Raw genomic sequence first — 15,746 nt, 5'->3', positions numbered from 1 at the left:
CACCGCCTGCCCGTTCTGCCTCGTCATGCTCACCGACTCCGTCAACGGCAAGAAGAACGAGGGCACGGCGAAGGAGTCCATCCAGGTCGTCGACGTCGCCCAGCTCCTCCTCGACTCCGTCAAGACACCGGTGGACCCGGCCGGCGAGGCCGAGACGCAGAGCGAGCCGGAGCCCGAGCCGGTGAAGTAACGGCCGCGGACCCAACGGCGCCCCCTGCCCGGTGTACGGGTCAGGGGGCAAGGCCATTCGCCAACTCGGCACTGGGTTGGGTGCCCTGGACGTCCGAGCCGGCAGCGGCAGGTCAGCGCAGTTTGGTCGATGGCCTTTAACCGTTCCTCCGGCACTCCCTCGGCTTGCCGCCGCTGAAGCACGACTTCGACCGCGTCCGAGATGGCTTCCTCGGCTAGGTCGAGGCCTCCGAGCCAAGCTGTGAGGAGGGCGAGCCGCCCGGCCTGCTCGGTTTCTGCGGCACGAGCACACTGCTGCCATCGCAGCGTCGGCTTCAGCAGTGTTGTTGTCGTGCGCACACAGAGCCTTGCATGTGTCAAAGGGGTTCATGGGTCCACGGGGGACTCATCTCACCAAAGTATTGGTACTCAGTACTTTCGAAGTGGAACTAAGTGCCGTATCTTGATGGTAACGCACGGCGACACGGCGAACCGTGTCCGCCTGACGACGGCCGAGCCTAGAGAGTTGACCAGCGTGTATGCCCTATCCACAGGAGAAGCGGATCGCCTGACACCCGACGCGTCCAAAGGGTCCCTGCAGCCCGAGCACCAAAGCGCAGAGGCCCTCTACTTCCAGCGCTGCACCTGGTGCGGCACGACCATGTACAACCGGGTCCTCTGTCCGGCATGTCAAGGCGTCGACCTGCGCACGGAACGCAGCGCGGGCACCGGCACGGTTCGGCACTCCCGCGTCGTGCACCGCAACACCCCCGTCACCCGCAACTCATCGCTGGTCGAAATGACCGAGGGGTTCATCGTGCGTGGTCGGGTCTTGGGGTTGCCGTGGGGTGTCCGTAACGGACAGCGAGTCCGGCTGTTCACCGCCAAAGACTTGATTCGCCAGGAGCCCGTATTCGCAGCACTTGAGGACGACGTGTAGGGGCTCTTGGGGCAGACGGCTGATCGTTCCCCGGAGTGATGCGCCATCGGCGGATACGCCCATGAGGCCTTGCGGGACAGGCTGCGTTCAGGCGCTCAGTCCGGCACGAGAAGTAAAAACCCGCTTCCAGACGCCGCAGACCGCTGAACGACGGCAGCCGCCGGCGTTGCCCGCGGAAGCGCCGATACCGAAGGCTTTCCCATGTTCCAAGAAGTCCCCATTTATGTACAACTCGTCAGAGAACGCGGAGATGTGCCCGCCCAGACTCGCCGAGATGCGGAACGACTCCACAAAACTGTGAAAGCGGCACTCCGACCATTGAGAGCGCTCACCACCTCCCCCCGCGGGACCGAGGCTGTCGGATGATGAGCCCGGGCCGGTCTCGGACCGTACTCCTCCGCCCGCTGCGGGACCAGCAGTTGGGGGAGCAGCGCCAGAATCAAGGATCGGCGATCAAGGTCGCGACCTGGGCGGATGATTTATCGGCACCCGCACAGCTGCTGTTTCGCCGGTCAGCGGGCGACTGTCTACGTCTTCGACCTGCTCAGTTCGACCGAAGCCGCGACCATGAACGGGGATCTGAGCGGGCTGACCTGCATACGCCGGTATCGGACCGTCCGCCCGAGTTTTGGGCAAGAACGGCGTCCACGACCTCGGGCTGTTCGCCAAGATCATCTCGATCAATCTCATCGGCACCCTCCAGGTGCTCGCCCTCGCGGCGGAGCACATCGCCAAGACCGAAGCAGATGAGAACGGTCAGCGCGGTGTCGTCATCAACGCGCCCGGCATCTTGCTGAAGCCCATGCTGATGACGGTGTCCGAGGAGTTCCGCGACGGTTTGGCCACCGGCGTGCCGTTCCCCAAGCGCCTGGGTGACCCCAGCGAGTATGCCCAGCTCGCTTTGTCCATCATCGCCAACGACTACCTGAACGGCGACGTGATCCGCCTCGACGGTGCGCTGCGTATGGCACCTTGCTGATCCGCCGGCCTGATGAAGAGCAGGAGATCCCATGACCAGCAGTGAGCGCATTCTCGTCCTCGACGGTGCCCGCACGCCGATCGGCAGTTTCGGCGGCATCTTCAAGGACGTGCCCGGCTACGAGCTCGGCGCCATCGCCTCGAAGACGGCCTTGCAGCGCTCCGGTGTAGCGCCCCAGGACGTCGAAGAGGTCGTGATGGGCTGCATCGGCCAAGTCGGCCCCGACGCATACAACGCGCGTCGCGTCGCCTTGACCGCGGGGATCCCGAAGAGCACGCCCGCCTTCACCGTCAACCGCCTGTGCGGCTCGGGTCTGCAGGCCATCTGGTCCGCGGCCCAGGAGCTGCGCTGGCAGGCCGGCAGTGGAGGCACCGGCATCGCTCTTGCCGGCGGCGACGAATCGATGACCCGCATGCCGTTCTACGACTTCGGCGCCCGCAACGGGTACAAGCTCGGCGACCGAGCGCTCGTGGACGGCACCGTCATGATGCTGACCGACCCGTTTCACAAGATCCACATGGGCGTCACCGCTGAGAACGTCGCTGCCAGGTACGACGTGTCGCGGCAGGCACAGGACGAGTTCGCGCTGCTGTCCCAGCAACGGGCGGCATCGGAAGAGGCAAAGGCGGCGTTCGCCGAGGAGATCACACCTGTCGAGGTCGGCGGCCGCAAGCCGTTCACCGCCGAGGTCGACGAGCACCCCAAGCCCGACACCACGCTCGAGGCGCTCGCCTCGCTGCGACCGGCGTTCCGGAAAGAGGGCACTGTGACGGCCGGCAACGCCTCTGGCATCAACGACGGCGGCGCGGCGGTCGTGCTCGCGCGCGAGTCGGTCGCCAAGGATCGCGGGCTGACCGGCCTGGTCGCGCTCGAAGCGGTCGCCACCTCCGCGATGGAGCCCGAGCTGATGGGCTATGCACCCACGCTGGCCTTGCAGAAGCTCTTCGCCCAGACCGGCACCACCCCGGCCGACATCGACGTCGTCGAGCTCAACGAGGCGTTCGCCGCGCAGGCTGTTGCTGTGATCCGTGACGTCAAGCTCAATCCGGAAAAGACCAACCCGTACGGCGGCGCCATCGCCTTGGGACACCCCGTCGGCGCCACGGGCGCAATTCTCACCGTCCGCGTGGCCAAGCATCTGGCACGAACCGACGGCGAGCTCGGCATCGTCACGATGTGCATCGGTGGCGGCCAGGCCCTCGCGGCCTTGTTCCGGCGGGTGTCATGAGCGGCCCCGACGCCACCGCGCCGGTCCTTCTCTCCATCGACCGGGGCATCGCCCATATCACGCTGAACCGGCCGGATTCTGCCAACGCCTTCGACCTGCCGGCCGCCCAGGCGTTCTGCTCCGTCGTCGACCGATGCGCCGACGATGACGCCGTGCGCGTCATCCTGGTGACCGGAGCAGGCAGACGGTTCTGTGGCGGCGGGGACGTCCGCTCGTTCGTGGCAGCGCCGGACCATGGAGCCTACGTCCACGAGTTGGCGGCCACACTCGGAGCCGGCCTCCGCCGCCTCGCGGATCTCTCGATTCCGGTCGTCGCGGGCGTACACGGTGCGGTGGCTGGAGCGGGGCTCGGATTCGTCCTGGCCGCCGACCTCGTCACGGCTGCTCGCTCGACTCGATTCACCATGGCGTTCTCCAACATCGGTCTCACCCCGGACTCGGGCGTCTCCTACCTGCTTCCGCGTGTCGTCGGGCTTCGCCGCGCGCTCGACCTGACGCTGTCCCAGCGCGTCCTTACCGCAGACGAGGCACTCGAGTGGGGACTCGTCAATGAGGTCGTCGAGGACAACGACGTACGTGCGCGCGCGGCAGACATGGCGCGGCTCCTCGCAGAAGGGCCAGCAGCTGCGTTCGGTCAGGCCCGACGCCTTCTCCGATCCTCCTACGAAGTCTCTCGCGACATCCATGCCGAGGACGAAGCGCGCACGATCGGCTCTGCGGTGACTTCCGGCGAGGCTGGTGAGCTCATCGCGAAGTTCCTGGGTCGATAGCGAGTGCCGAGAAACAGTTCTGCGCGTGGGCGCGGTCCTCAGCGGTAGCTGATCGTGTCGGCGTCCAGGTGGCTGTGATCGTTGAACGAGACCAGCGGAGAGCTTCTGATCTGCGGCGATGCTAGTTGAGCACCCTGCTTGGCGGTACTCGTCGATGAGCCCGGCGACGGCTTGTCGGTATTCGGTCCGGCTGGACGGGAAGGGGATGACGTTCAGGTCGTCAAGTGGCGCCAACTGATCTCGGCCTCGGTGGGGTTGATGTCCGTTGAAGTGGCGGGCGTACGCAGGAGAATCTTCTCGGCGTGGGCGCGGTCGTAGATCAACAGTCGGTCGGTGCGCTCTTTGCGCGCCGATCGCGCGAAGCGTTCGGCGTGCGGGCTGCAGTTGGGACTGCGCCGGGGGGATCTTGCCCACGGAGATTCCCCCCGGTATCCCAGTCGGCGTAGTTCGCCGTGTACGCGTCTGAACCCCCAACCGCCGGAGGCTCGCTCACGTTCAGCTCGGAGATCCTCGTGGTCCGCCCTGCTCCCGGAATGACCGTCTCGCTGTCGGTCACCGGTGCCGTGGAGACCCTCACCAAGGCCCTCGCCGTGGAACTCGCCCCCGCACGGCTGCGCGTGAACACCGTCCGCTTCCGCCGGATCGACACCCCACTCCTGCGCTCACTGCCGAGCCTGGACTCCGACGACGCGATCGCCGCCGCCGGATCGACCGCTCTGCTCGGCCGCTTCGGCACCGCCCAGGAAGCCGCCGCCTCCGCCCTCTTCCTCATGGCCAACAACTACGTCACCGGCCAGTTCATCACCGTCGACGGCGGCGAAACCCTCAGCTGACCCCGACCCCCTACCACCTGAACCAGGCTTGAGCAGGATGGCAGCGCGGGCACAGGTCTCCCCAGTGATCACAGAGCGTCGCAACTCCACAGGACCTGTGCCCGTTCCACCGCCAAGGCCCTCACCGCGCCTGTCTGCGCAACCTCTTACTCGATTCCGGGATGGTTCCGGTTCGCCCACCCTCAATAATTCGTTAATATGTTCGAATGCTGTGGGTCTCCTGTGTTAACGTGCCTCGCCCATTGGAGATCAACTGGAGGTGTCGCGTGGCCATACGCCACAGACCGAACCGAACACGATCGCTCGTCCGAGGCGCGCTCGCCACGATTGCGGCTCTCGCTGCCACCGGCGGAGCCCTTCCCTCCGTCCTTGCCAGCGCCCACGCCGAGACGACGGCGTTACCAACCCTGACGATCGACGCCCCGGACCGTTACCTGCCGCGCTCCTACAACCTGGAATCGGCGGGCACGGCGGGTGACCTCAACCGCATGGAGGCCGACGGCAGCGACGCCTTCACGGCGTACCGCTGGAGCCCCGCCACCGGTGACCCGCAAACCGTGGGCAGGGATCCGGCCGACACCTCCGCCGAACGCATCGGCGGTCATGCCTCCGACGTGGTCGGCGTCTACACCGCAGCGGACCGGTCGGTGGAGCTGAAGGACATGAAGTCCGGTACGTCGGCCCGGTTTACGCTCCCCGAGGGGCAGACGTACCACGGCACGTACGGCGACAACGTCGTGACGGCCACCTGGACGACCGGCGGCGACGTCGACTCGCTGCACTTGCTGCGTCTGCGCGACGGACAACTCACGGACACCCCGGTGACCGGCGAGAACGGCGTGCGCGCCGCCTCGTACCAGGTGCTCGGTGCGGGTGACGGTCTGCTGGCGATCTTCGTCTCCGGTGACTCGACGGGCCAGATCGGGCTGGTTGACCTGGCTACAGGGAAGATCACCGGCGTGCTCAAGGGCTCGTGGGGCAGCAGCGACACGCAGGTGGTGTTCTCCGGGAAGTACGCCGGGTGGTTCGATCCGACGTACGGCGACCAGAAGGTACACCTGCTGCGTCGGGAAGCCCTGGGCGGTACGGAGACCACGGTCGGCGTGGCGTCGACGTACGAGCAGCGGTCGTACGTCGCGCTGGTGGGCGACTGGGTCGTCTCGTTGCGGCGGACCGAGTCCTACCGCAACAGCGATGCGCCGAAGGACCGCGGCGAACCGCTGCTGGCCACACCGATCGGCGGGGGCGGGACGAGGACCCTGCTGCCGCACGCCCGCCTGGGCGGCACGTACGGGCTGAACTCGACGCCCGACGGCGGCGTCCTGGTCGCGGGCGGAAGTTCGGCGGGCGACTGGGCCGTGCGCAAGGTGAGTCGGCAGGCCCATGGCAGCCTGGGCGTGAGCTCGGTGCGGGCAGTGGCTCCGAAGCCGGGCACATACGGGGCGGTGACCCTTGCGGCCGGAGACCTGGCGGTGCAGGAGACGGACACCAACTACCTGCCGACACTGTACAAGCGGCACATCGAGCTCGGCGACACCCCGTCGGCCGGTGGGCGCGGCCTGGTGGCCGAGCCACCACTGAGCACGGACGGCACGGGCGGCTCCGCGGGCGATGGGGCGTACGCGCTGGGCGACGGTGCCTTCGCCTATCCGAAGGACAACGGGATCGTGGTTCGCTCGAACTCCGACGACGCGGTGACCGTCGCCGCGCCGGGCAGCGGCCAGATCGTCGACGCCTCCGGCCGGTACGTGGTCTTCGGGTACGGGTATATGTCGGGCTTCGGGCAGTACCAGCAGTACGTCATCGACCGGGAGAAGCCCGGCGACGACAAGGTGCTGCTGACGCGTAGGGCCTCGGCGGCCGCCGTCTGGGGCACGACGCTCTGGACACCCGGTGACACCAAGGGCACCGTCAAGGCCACCGACCTGAAGTCGGGTACGACCGAGTCCTTCTCGCTCGGCAAGGCGTGCACACCCACGGACCTCCAGGCCGTGGGCCGTTGGGTGTACTGGACGTGCGAGGCCTCCGGCGACCCCGCGGGCTCCGGTGTCTGGGACCGCACCACGCAGCGCATGATCGACGCCCCCAAGGGCGGCGAACTCGGCGACGGCTACCTCGTCCTGCACGACGAGACCGCCGGCAAACTCCAGCTCGTCGACTTCCACACGGTCGACAGCGTGACGACCCGCACTCTGGCCGACATCACCGGCTACATGGCCCACGGCTACTACGCCGTCGACCGCTTCGGCGGCGGCGTGGCCTACGTACCCGAGCGCGGCAAACCCGGCGCCATGCGCGCCGTCGGCTCTGGCGTACCCACCTCCTCGCTCTCCGAGATCGAGTCCAGCCCCGAGACGTCCCTCGACCTGCAGTCGGCCAACGACGCCCGCTGGGACGGCTCTTGGCAGTTGTCCAAGCCGACGGCACCGGGCGCGCAGGTCGTGATCAAGCACGCGGACGGCAGTATCGTCCGCACGCTCGACGCCGTACAACACGGCGCGACGCTCACCGCGGCGTGGGACGGCAGGGACGCGGACGGGGCCTTCGCGCACAACGGGCCGTACACCTGGGAGCTGACCGCAGCACCGCAGGACGGGCAGGGCGCGGAGCTGAAGCTCAGCGGCGCGATCACGGTGACGGGCGCGGACGCCGAGGCGGCGAAGGACGCATCCAACAGCCTCGCTTCGAGTGGCGGTTACGGAGCGGCGCAGGGCCGCAAATCGCTCGTCGCGCGCAGGGAGAACACCCTCTGACCGATCGGGTCACCGTTCGGCACATGTCGTGCCCCCGGCGAAAGAATCGCTGGGGGCACGACGGTGCTCGGCAAAGAAAGTCACCAGGCAGGACGGACGCAGCTCCAGCTTCGCCTCGGGCAGGTCGACGCTGCCGATCTCGTTCAGGCGGTTCAGCAACTCCCGGCGCTGTTCCGTGTCGTCGAAGGGTGCACGGGACTGCAGGTACTGGAAGACCACCTCGACCGTGCCGCTCACGGGGTAGATCCCGACCGGCCGGAGCAGGTGCGGGCTACTGCTTGTTCCGACGTCCAGCATCGGGAAGCAACTGGTCTCCTCGTACCGGCCGTGGTTGACGTAACCACCCTGTCGGCGCCAGAAGTCGTGGCGGGCCGCGTGGTATTCGAGGAGGGTCTGGTGGAGGAAGTCGAAGCGTGACAGCCCGGGTCCTGCAGGCCGCGGAACCATTGCGTGACGTAATCGAGCAGGTCGTCGCAGGAGTGCAGGGACGACGAAGCCTCTGGCGTCGCCGCCAGGCCAGTGGTCCGGCTTTCCCCTGCCGGACGCGTATCGTGTTCCCGCGCACGGGGGCGCAGGGGGAGGGGACGGGGGCATGAACAGGTTCGAGCCGCACGCTGCCACGCAAGTGGGGCCGTACGTCGTCGAGCGGGCGCTCGGCCGAGGCGGGATGGGCGTTGTCTACCTGGCCAGGTCACGCGGCGGCCGCCTGGTCGCCGTCAAGGTGGCACATGCCGAGCTGGCTCGGGACGCTGCCTTTCGTGAGCGGTTTCGCGCCGAGGTGCAAGCCGCCCGGCGAGTGGGCGGCTTCCACACGGCGCCAGTGGTGGACGCCGACCCGGACGCCGACACACCCTGGCTGGCCACCGCCTACATCCCTGGCCCCACCCTTGCCGCGCAGCTCGCCGAACAGGGTTCGATGAACGAGGCCCGGCTCCGTGGCCTCGGCGCGCCCTCGCCGAGGCGCTGCAGGCCATTCACGCCTGCGGGCTGGTGCACCGCGACTTGAAGCCCAGCAACATCATCATGGCCGCTGACGGGCCCCGCGTCCTCGATTTCGGTATCGCCCGTGCCGTCGAGGACTCCCGGCTCACCATGACCGGCACCGGCGTCGGTACCCCTGGCTTCCTCGCCCCGGAACAGGCCGAGGGCCTCGACGTGACCGGTGCCGCCGACGTGTTCGCACTCGGCGCCGTTCTCGTGGCCGCGGCCGGCGGCAGTGCGTTCGGCGCCGGCACACCCATGGTGCTGATGTACCGCTCCGTTCACCACGATGCCGACGTCAGCGCCGTCCCGGTGACCCTGCGGCCGGTTGTGGAGGCATGCCTCACCAAGAACCCGGCACAGCGCCTCACCCCAGAACAGCTCGTGGAGGCACTGACCGACGGCACACATACACCAACCTCGGCCAGTCCCGTCTCGATCCCGCCCGCCGTTCCCCCGCCGCGCTACGCCCCGACCGAAGCAACTCCTGCCCCACTCGTCGCCCCTCCGACAGTTCCTCACGCCACGACCGCTTCCTCACCGGCAGCGACGGAGCGTGAGGAAGAGCTCGAATTCCTGGCTACTGACCGCAAGAATGCGATTCTGGCTGACGCCCGCGGCATCTCTTTCGGCGTGGACGGGGCCACCGTCGACCTGCCGTGGCCGTTCATCACCCAGGTGACCTACGAGCAGGTCATCCGCGCCTTCGGCTACGGGCTCACCGTGGCCGTCGACACGAGCAGTGGAGAGCGGTACACGTGCCAGGTGAAGGTCCGTCAGTCCGATCAGATCGAGGCATGGATCGACGAGCTTGAGGCCTTGCTCGACCGCTGCCTTCCAAACCGGTAAGCGCTGAAGGACCACCGCCGGAGAGGGCAGAAGGCAGTCGCGAAACCGTTGCGCTGTCACCTCCCGTGCCCGGCACCGTAAACAGGTTCAAGGATGGCCTCGCCGCCTCCCCGTCCCGCAGGCCTTCGCCATCCCCGCCATGTCGGGCAGCCGGGGCCGCATCCCCGTCACCGCCGCAATGCTCGGCGCCCTCGACCCCACCGAACGCCGCGTCCTGCTCGCCCACGGACGCGCCCACCTCATCCACCGGCACGCCCTCGTCTGCACCGCCATGACGCTCGCCGTCGCCGCCAACCCGGTGCCCGGACACGTACGGACCACCGTCGCCTTCCTCGTCGAACGCTGGGCCGACGAGCAGGCGGCTACGGCCGTGGGAGAGCGGACGGTCACCGCCCGCGCCCTGGCCCGCGCCGCTCTCCTCGCACATCGGGCACGCCCCACCGGCGCGGCGCGGCTCGGGGGCAGGGTCGCTCGCACGCGGTGCGGCTCGCGCAGGAAGGCGCGGGCATCATCGCGGTCGACATCGCGGCTCAAATCGTCACTGTTCCTTACGGCATGAGCACACCGGCCGACCTTGCCAAGACCGTTGCCCAGGTCCAGGCGACCGGCCGTCGGGGAGTCGCCGGCCGCATCGATGTACGTGACCTCGCCACGCTCACCGCCGAGGTGAATCGTGCGGTGAACGAGCTGGGACGACTCGACGTCGTCGCGAACGCAGGCATTGCGCCCATGGGCAAACCAGCCCGAGGACGCGCTGCTGCCGCGGCAGGTCGGGTACGCCACCCTGGCCAGCTGCATGGCGGCCTACGAGCAGTGGCTCGGAGACCAGAACGCTGATCTCGCCGAGCTGTTGGATACCGCCATGCGGGAACTCCAGAGCGGCTTCGGGGGTCATGAGCCGGTCGGTGGCGCAGCACACGCCAGGCCCGATCACGCACGACAAGCTCCGAGGCCCTAGCAGAGTTACGTCGGACGACCGCGTTGTGGAACCCGCGTGTGAGCACGACCGAGACAGCGCAAGGCAGCAGGGCCTCGAGGAACTGCTCGTGGCTTCGACAACCCCGAGCCACCGCGAGGCCCTGCCTTCCTGCGCCGACCACACCGCGATCACCCGATCAGGATCCCGGTTCGAGCAGGAAAGCCGCTCGATCAGTAAGCGGATGGCTTGTTACCCGGCAGATCCGTCCCGTTGCCGAGGTGTACCGGGACGGACCGGCCTCATTGGTCGGCGCGAGCTTCTCCGTCGGCCAATTCGCCCGGCTTGTCCAGGGTGGTGGTGACTGAGCTGCCTGCCCTTGCGTCCGTGTCGGCTGCGGCTGTGCCGGATTGCGGGCTGTCCGGGCTGTGTGCGGGCTGGGGTTCTTCGGTGCCGTCGACGGCCGTCCTGAGGGGGATTTCCTTGATGAAGACAATGGCCAGCAGGGCCACGAAGGCGATCGGGGCGGCGAGAAGGAAGATGGCGCCGGTGGCACGGCCGTAGGAGTCCTCGACGACCGTGGCGATCGGGCGGGGCAGGGTGCTGATGTTGGGCAGTGAGCCGCCGCCGGAGTTCTTGATGCCCAGGTCGGCCAAGCCGTCGGCTATGTAGGTGGCGACCTTGGAGGCGAGGACGGCGCCGAGCACGGAGACGCCGATGGCGCCGCCGAGGGTGCGGAAGAAGGCGACCACGGAGCTGGCCGCACCGAGTTCGTGCATCGGCACGGTGTTCTGTACCGCGAGGACCAGGTTCTGCATCGTCATGCCGACGCCGCAGCCGATGAGGAACATGTAGACGGCGAGCAGGCCGTAGGGTGTGTCGGCGCGGGCGGTGCCCATCAGCGCCAGACCGGCGATGAGCAGGACGCCGCCGAGCAGCAGGAACCTCTTCCACTTGCCGTAGGCGGTGATGAGGCGGCCGACGACGGTCGACGAGGCCACCAGGCCGATGATCATCGGCAGGGTCATCACACCGGCGCTGGTCGGCGAGTCACCGCGGGATATCTGGAAGTACTGGCTGAGGAAGACCGTCGCGCCGAACATCGCGGTACCGACCGCGAGGCTGGCGACGACCGAGAGGGTCAGCGTGGTGTTGCGGAACAGGTGCATCGGGATGATCGGCTCCGCTGCCCGCTGTTCCACCAGCACGAACACAACGGCCAGGACGAGGGCGCCGAGGACCATGGCGATCGTCTGCCAGGACCACCAGTCGAAATTGTCACCGGCCAGGGAGACCCAGATCAGCAGCAGGGATACCGAGGCGGCCACGAGGACAGCGCCCAGGTAGTCGACCTTCACGTCGCGGGTGACCAGCGGAAGGCGCAGGGTGCGCTGGAGGACGACCAGGGCGGCCAGGGCGAAGGGGACGCCGACGTAGAAGCACCAGCGCCAGCCCAGCCAGGAGGTGTCCACGATCACGCCGCCGAGCAGCGGACCGCCGATGGTGCCCAGCGCCATGACCGCGCCGAGGTAGCCGTTGTACCGACCGCGCTCCCGCGGCGGGATGATCGAGGCCAGGATGACCTGGGCGAGGGCGGTCAGACCGCCGGCGCCGAGCCCCTGTACCACGCGGAAGGTGATGAGCATGCCGGTGTTCTGCGACAGGCCGGCCGCCGCCGAACCCACGATGAAGATCACCAGGGAGAGCTGCACCAGCAGCTTCTTGCTGGTCAGGTCGGCAAGCTTGCCCCAGATCGGCGTGGAGACGGTGGTCGCCAGCAGAGTGCTGGTCACCACCCAGGTGTAGGCGGACTGGCTGCCGTCGAGGTCCGAAATGATCCGCGGCAGGGCGTTGGACACGACCGTACTCGACAGGATCGCCACGAACAGGCCGAGCAGGAGACCGGAGAGGGCCTCCATGATCTGTCTGTGCGTCATCGGTGCGTTGCCGGTGTGGGCTTCGGCAACGCCTGTACTCCCTTGATGGGCCACGTACTTGTTTCCTCTGGCTGCTTGTTGGTGCTCCCGCGCCGTCGCGGGAGGAGGATGTGCCGTCGGCGACTGTGAGCCGACGGTGGTTCAATCGCGCGTCTCGACCTGGTGGTGCGGCGGCGGAGCAGGTGTCGGCTGACCGCTGGTCCGGCCCGTTGCGTCGCCTCGCGGTTGAGCGTGGTGCGTGCGGTGGGACAGCCCGTCCCTGAGGCGCTCGAGCAGGGCGGTGAGGGTGGTGAGTTCCTCCGGTGCCCAGTCGGCGGTGGCTGCGGCGATCAGGTCGGTGTGGAACTGGAGGAGGGCCTCGACCAGGCTGCGGCCTTGCGGGGTGATGCTGACCAGGCTGGAGCGCCGGTCTTCGGGGTTGGTACGGCGCACCACCAGGGCCTGCTGTTCCAGATGGCCCACCTGCCGGCTCACCACCGACAGGTCGCAGTCCAGACGGTGGGCCACTGCACGCAGTTGGGTCTCACCGCAGTGGGCGAGTACGGCGAGTACGGCGGATCCGTTTCCCAGTCCCTGCGGCAGTTCCCGCACCAGCCGCCTCCGTATGGCGGCGATCGCGGTGAGCTGGCGCACGAGGTCGCCGAGAACATCGTTCTGGGCGCCGTCGCTCATGGATCCCCCGCCTTCGTCCAACAGTGCGGACGGGAAACCGCCCCCCACTTCTTTGATTGCCTGAAGCAACCTTAATGAGAACCTGCACTGGATTCAAGTTTGGTCTGAGTGCACGGAATCCGGACAGGACTGGACCTACCTGCCAGGGGTCGACCCTTCGAGTGGCCTTGAATTTGGATCGAGTTCAATATTCTTCCTAGAGTGCAGACATGCCCAACGAGACCGGGATGGGGCTTCGGGAGCGCAAGAAGCTCGCCACGTGGCAGGCGATTCGCGGCGCAGCCCTTCGGCTGATCGACCAGCACGACTTCGACTCCGTCAGCCTGGACGAGATCGCCGCTGCAGCAGAAGTGTCCCGGACCACGCTGTTCAACTACTTCGCCTCGAAGGAAGCGATCGTCCTCGATCCGGCCCCGCAGGATCCGGAGCTGTGGCGCTTGCTCATGGCCCAACGGCCCGAGCAGGAAGCGCTGTGGGCTTCACTCCAGGCTGTCCATCTCGGCTACCTGGCCACGTTCTCCGACCGTCTGGTGACGCAGAAGCGACTGATGGCCGAGTCTCCGACTCTCGCCGACTCGTCCCGCGAGCACGCGGCTCGCTTCAAGAGCGAGGTCCGACAGTGGGTCGCGGGCCGTACCCCGCCAGATGGCGCGGTCTACGCGGAACTCGCCGTCAACACGGCCGAGGCCGCGGTGGCAACGGCGTACATCCTGTGGCGTCCCGACGACGGTTTCGATCGCCTCATGGAACTCGCGGAACTCTGCTTCGAACAGGTCGGCCGAGGGTTCGCCAATCCCTGAGCCCCCTGCCGTGATCTGGTCACCCGTCCGCGCACGCACCGTCTGAATGGCCTTCGGTGACGTTCCGTTGTGGCTGTTGCGCAAAGAGAGGTGGGTGCAGACCTGTCTGCGTGAGCTGCTGGACCGCACGTTGATCTGGAAGCAGCGCCACCTCTGCCACGCGCGTGCGCATCGAGGGTGTCCCCGGCGGACGGGGCCGACGGCCCGGGAGATCGCGGTGATCTGTGATTTCGCTCGGGCGGGTCGGCCGCGACCATGGATGCTCGGAGGCGGGCACGAAGTCAAGCGTCGGTCCGCCGATCGGTGTCCGCCCACGCAGAGCGTGTGGTGGGGGTGGTATGCGGTCGGCGTCAGCCAGCGGACGGTCGGCTGCGTGGGCCCAGGGGGAGCACGAAACCGCAGGTCGCGGCCGTCTTTTCCGGCCACCCCCAGGGACTTCACCAGTGCCCCACCCGGGTGTGACGCACGTTCTTTCCGGGGGATGGTTTCCGAAGTCCCGCGGCACCCGGGCGGGTTCTTCTTCGTCGTCGATGTCTCCTGGACTGGGAAACGAGGCGCCATGAAACAGGTCGGGGACTACGCCGAGTCAGCCGGTCGCATCCACGACTGGGCTCAGCAGACTGATCACGCCCAACCCGGCGACCCCGTCAAGGCTGCCGCCATTGTCGAAATCGCGCAGGCCGAGAGCCCTCCGCTGCGTCTCCGGCTCGCCGCGGACAGCGTCACCCGCGTGGAGGCCGAACTTGCTGTGGTCACTGAGGAACTCGCGGATCGGCGCCGGCTGGTTTTGTCCACCGGCCATGAAGTCACCAGCTGATTGATCCTCACCTACCCGGAATCCGTCTGCGGACCAGAGCCGGAACAGCCTGATGGCCGTCGCTGCCCACCCGCATCGACGGCATCGACGAGCCGTCAGGGACAGATCCAGCAGGTCCACCAGGGCGCTCCCGCTGCTGGAGCCGGGGAAGCGCACCGTCCCCAGAACCCTCACAGGAGCCCTGGCCCAGGCGGCGAAGGAGATTTCATGTCCGTTCCCAGTACCCGCGACATGACCGTGGTGCTGACCGGAGCGACCAGCGGCATCGGGAAAGCCGCCGCCCGGCTGTTGGCGCCACGTGTGACCAGGCTGATCGTGCACGGCCCCGAGCAGCCTGACGACGTGGCGGCGCTCGTGAAGGAGCTTCGAGCCGCAAACGCGGGAGACGTGCACTACGTCCACGCCGACTACGACCGCCTCGCCGCCGTACGCGCGCTGGCCGACTCGATCGCGCAGCACACCGATCACGTGGACGTCCTCATCAACAACGCCGGCCGCCCCGGAGCGCCGCGGCGCCGACTCAGCGCCGATGGCAACGAAGCCACCCTCCAGACGAACTACCTCGCGGCAGTACTGCTGACCAAGCAGCTCACCCCGCTGCTCCTGGCGTCGGCCGAGCCCGGCGGACGGGTCGTGAACGTGGCCTCCGCGACGCACATGACGGCGTCGCTCGACCCGCACGACCTCAATCTGGAGCACTCCACCTACAGCGCCACCACCGCCTACGCACGCTCCGAGCTCGCCCTGGTCACGCACGCCTGCTGGCTGGCGTCCCAGGCGCCCCCGCCCCAGCCGGACACGGTGAGCCTCCATCCGGGAGTCATCAATACCTCCCTGCTGCATGCCATGTTCAGCCTCACCGGGGAACCCACGACCCGCGGCGCCCACAACCTGGTCCACGCCGCCCTCGCCACCAGCCGATGGGGCGGCCGATACCTGAACGAAGAGCACCCGGTGAGGCCGAACCCCATCACCCTCGAACCGGCCTTCCAGGAGCAACTCATGGCCAGCACCGTCGACCTGCTGCGCCGCGCCGGAGCCTACTAGGGCGCGTATCGAGTCGTGATCAATCTGTCGGATTCGCACTCAGGGCTGGGTCTGGA

Annotated in this window: 17 protein-coding genes and 1 pseudogene; 15 read left to right on the top strand and 3 right to left on the bottom strand. The window is 67.8% G+C overall.

The window, feature by feature from the left end; translation table 11 throughout:
• From IEZ19_RS46745 to IEZ19_RS46715, 7 genes are all read left to right on the top strand, one after another.
• Positions 1 to 190, top strand: a 190-nt coding sequence (locus tag IEZ19_RS46745; protein ID WP_189317470.1) for a hypothetical protein, incomplete at its 5' end; no start/stop codon positions are given.
• Positions 191 to 736: 546 nt separating this feature from the next.
• Positions 737 to 1,108: a Zn-ribbon domain-containing OB-fold protein gene (locus IEZ19_RS46740; protein WP_189317471.1), complete on the top strand. Its 372-nt coding sequence runs from the start codon at positions 737 to 739 to the stop codon at positions 1,106 to 1,108.
• A 628-nt stretch (positions 1,109 to 1,736) separates the two neighbouring features.
• Positions 1,737 to 2,087 carry a Rossmann-fold NAD(P)-binding domain-containing protein gene (locus tag IEZ19_RS46735; RefSeq protein ID WP_229841636.1) on the top strand — a complete coding sequence of 117 codons (351 nt, stop codon included), beginning with the start codon at positions 1,737 to 1,739 and terminating at the stop codon, positions 2,085 to 2,087.
• A 31-nt stretch (positions 2,088 to 2,118) separates the two neighbouring features.
• The gene (locus tag IEZ19_RS46730; RefSeq protein WP_189317469.1) at positions 2,119 to 3,315 is read left to right on the top strand and encodes a thiolase family protein; all 1,197 of its coding nucleotides are present in this window, start codon (positions 2,119 to 2,121) and stop codon (positions 3,313 to 3,315) included.
• The gene (locus IEZ19_RS46725; RefSeq protein WP_189317468.1) at positions 3,312 to 4,085 is read left to right on the top strand and encodes an enoyl-CoA hydratase/isomerase family protein; all 774 of its coding nucleotides are present in this window, start codon (positions 3,312 to 3,314) and stop codon (positions 4,083 to 4,085) included. The genes IEZ19_RS46730 and IEZ19_RS46725 overlap by 4 nt, the downstream gene beginning before the upstream one ends.
• A 452-nt stretch (positions 4,086 to 4,537) precedes the next feature.
• Positions 4,538 to 4,918 carry an SDR family oxidoreductase gene (locus IEZ19_RS46720; protein WP_268248781.1) on the top strand — a complete coding sequence of 127 codons (381 nt, stop codon included), beginning with the start codon at positions 4,538 to 4,540 and terminating at the stop codon, positions 4,916 to 4,918.
• Positions 4,919 to 5,184: 266 nt separating this feature from the next.
• A complete protein-coding gene (locus IEZ19_RS46715) occupies positions 5,185 to 7,671 on the top strand; it encodes a FlgD immunoglobulin-like domain containing protein (RefSeq protein WP_189317467.1) in 2,487 nt (828 codons plus the stop codon).
• 9 nt (positions 7,672 to 7,680) lie between these two features.
• On the opposite strand, the gene IEZ19_RS46710 is transcribed toward IEZ19_RS46715, so the two are convergent.
• A complete protein-coding gene (locus IEZ19_RS46710; protein WP_229841634.1) occupies positions 7,681 to 8,118 on the bottom strand; it encodes a hypothetical protein in 438 nt (145 codons plus the stop codon).
• Positions 8,119 to 8,263: 145 nt separating this feature from the next.
• On the opposite strand from IEZ19_RS46710, the gene IEZ19_RS53300 reads away from it, so the two are divergent.
• The 5 genes and pseudogenes from IEZ19_RS53300 to IEZ19_RS54015 all read left to right on the top strand — a co-directional run bounded on the left by IEZ19_RS53300 (position 8,264) and on the right by IEZ19_RS54015 (position 10,459).
• Positions 8,264 to 8,677 (top strand): protein kinase family protein, encoded by a 414-nt coding sequence (locus tag IEZ19_RS53300; RefSeq protein ID WP_308429098.1) that lies wholly within the window; start codon positions 8,264 to 8,266, stop codon positions 8,675 to 8,677.
• Entirely contained in the window at positions 8,662 to 9,501 is an 840-nt protein-coding gene (locus IEZ19_RS46705) for a protein kinase domain-containing protein (RefSeq protein WP_308429097.1), read from the top strand. The genes IEZ19_RS53300 and IEZ19_RS46705 overlap by 16 nt, the downstream gene beginning before the upstream one ends.
• Before the next feature lie 106 nt (positions 9,502 to 9,607).
• Positions 9,608 to 10,060: pseudogene (locus tag IEZ19_RS46700) on the top strand (M48 family metalloprotease); the annotation flags it as partial.
• Positions 9,982 to 10,338 carry an SDR family NAD(P)-dependent oxidoreductase gene (locus IEZ19_RS46695; protein WP_189317472.1) on the top strand — a complete coding sequence of 119 codons (357 nt, stop codon included), beginning with the start codon at positions 9,982 to 9,984 and terminating at the stop codon, positions 10,336 to 10,338. The pseudogene IEZ19_RS46700 and the gene IEZ19_RS46695, both read left to right, overlap by 79 nt.
• Entirely contained in the window at positions 10,298 to 10,459 is a 162-nt protein-coding gene (locus tag IEZ19_RS54015; RefSeq protein WP_373297174.1) for an acyl-CoA-like ligand-binding transcription factor, read from the top strand. The genes IEZ19_RS46695 and IEZ19_RS54015 overlap by 41 nt, the downstream gene beginning before the upstream one ends.
• A 260-nt stretch (positions 10,460 to 10,719) precedes the next feature.
• Here the strand turns inward: IEZ19_RS54015 and IEZ19_RS46690 are convergent, their stop codons facing one another.
• Positions 10,720 to 12,354 (bottom strand): MDR family MFS transporter, encoded by a 1,635-nt coding sequence (locus IEZ19_RS46690; protein WP_308429096.1) that lies wholly within the window; start codon positions 12,352 to 12,354, stop codon positions 10,720 to 10,722.
• A gap of 141 nt (positions 12,355 to 12,495) precedes the next feature.
• Complete coding sequence (locus IEZ19_RS46685; protein WP_189317465.1) at positions 12,496 to 13,026, bottom strand: MarR family winged helix-turn-helix transcriptional regulator; 531 nt, start codon at positions 13,024 to 13,026, stop codon at positions 12,496 to 12,498.
• Between the two features lie 209 nt (positions 13,027 to 13,235).
• Here IEZ19_RS46685 and IEZ19_RS46680 point away from each other — a divergent pair, with 209 nt between their 5' ends.
• The 3 genes from IEZ19_RS46680 to IEZ19_RS46670 all read left to right on the top strand — a co-directional run bounded on the left by IEZ19_RS46680 (position 13,236) and on the right by IEZ19_RS46670 (position 15,690).
• Positions 13,236 to 13,826, top strand: coding sequence for a TetR/AcrR family transcriptional regulator (locus IEZ19_RS46680; protein WP_189317464.1), 591 nt, complete (start codon positions 13,236 to 13,238; stop codon positions 13,824 to 13,826).
• 481 nt (positions 13,827 to 14,307) lie between these two features.
• Positions 14,308 to 14,643 carry a Rossmann-fold NAD(P)-binding domain-containing protein gene (locus IEZ19_RS46675; protein WP_189317463.1) on the top strand — a complete coding sequence of 112 codons (336 nt, stop codon included), beginning with the start codon at positions 14,308 to 14,310 and terminating at the stop codon, positions 14,641 to 14,643.
• 207 nt (positions 14,644 to 14,850) lie between these two features.
• The gene (locus IEZ19_RS46670; protein WP_189317462.1) at positions 14,851 to 15,690 is read left to right on the top strand and encodes an SDR family NAD(P)-dependent oxidoreductase; all 840 of its coding nucleotides are present in this window, start codon (positions 14,851 to 14,853) and stop codon (positions 15,688 to 15,690) included.
• The last annotated feature ends 56 nt before the right edge of the window (positions 15,691 to 15,746 follow it).

Origin of the sequence: Streptomyces brasiliensis (assembly GCF_014647875.1) — a bacterium.
Lineage (GTDB): Bacteria > Actinomycetota > Actinomycetes > Streptomycetales > Streptomycetaceae > Streptomyces > Streptomyces brasiliensis.
The sequence above is the reverse complement of the archived record's forward strand: the minus strand, read 5'-3'. Positions and strand labels throughout refer to the sequence as shown.

What these genes read in the sequence shown, in the direction of transcription:
- IEZ19_RS54015 (WP_373297174.1), top strand. Translation starts at nt 10,298, where the DNA reads ATGGCGGCCTACGAGCAGTGGCTCGGAGACCAGAACGCTGATCTCGCC.
- IEZ19_RS46675 (WP_189317463.1), top strand. Translation starts at nt 14,308, where the DNA reads ATGGTTTCCGAAGTCCCGCGGCACCCGGGCGGGTTCTTCTTCGTCGTC.
- IEZ19_RS46725 (WP_189317468.1), top strand. Translation starts at nt 3,312, where the DNA reads ATGAGCGGCCCCGACGCCACCGCGCCGGTCCTTCTCTCCATCGACCGG.
- IEZ19_RS46670 (WP_189317462.1), top strand. Translation starts at nt 14,851, where the DNA reads ATGTCCGTTCCCAGTACCCGCGACATGACCGTGGTGCTGACCGGAGCG.
- IEZ19_RS46685 (WP_189317465.1), bottom strand. Translation starts at nt 13,026, where the DNA reads ATGAGCGACGGCGCCCAGAACGATGTTCTCGGCGACCTCGTGCGCCAG.
- IEZ19_RS53300 (WP_308429098.1), top strand. Translation starts at nt 8,264, where the DNA reads ATGAACAGGTTCGAGCCGCACGCTGCCACGCAAGTGGGGCCGTACGTC.
- IEZ19_RS46680 (WP_189317464.1), top strand. Translation starts at nt 13,236, where the DNA reads ATGCCCAACGAGACCGGGATGGGGCTTCGGGAGCGCAAGAAGCTCGCC.
- IEZ19_RS46730 (WP_189317469.1), top strand. Translation starts at nt 2,119, where the DNA reads ATGACCAGCAGTGAGCGCATTCTCGTCCTCGACGGTGCCCGCACGCCG.
- IEZ19_RS46690 (WP_308429096.1), bottom strand. Translation starts at nt 12,354, where the DNA reads ATGACGCACAGACAGATCATGGAGGCCCTCTCCGGTCTCCTGCTCGGC.
- IEZ19_RS46710 (WP_229841634.1), bottom strand. Translation starts at nt 8,118, where the DNA reads ATGGTTCCGCGGCCTGCAGGACCCGGGCTGTCACGCTTCGACTTCCTC.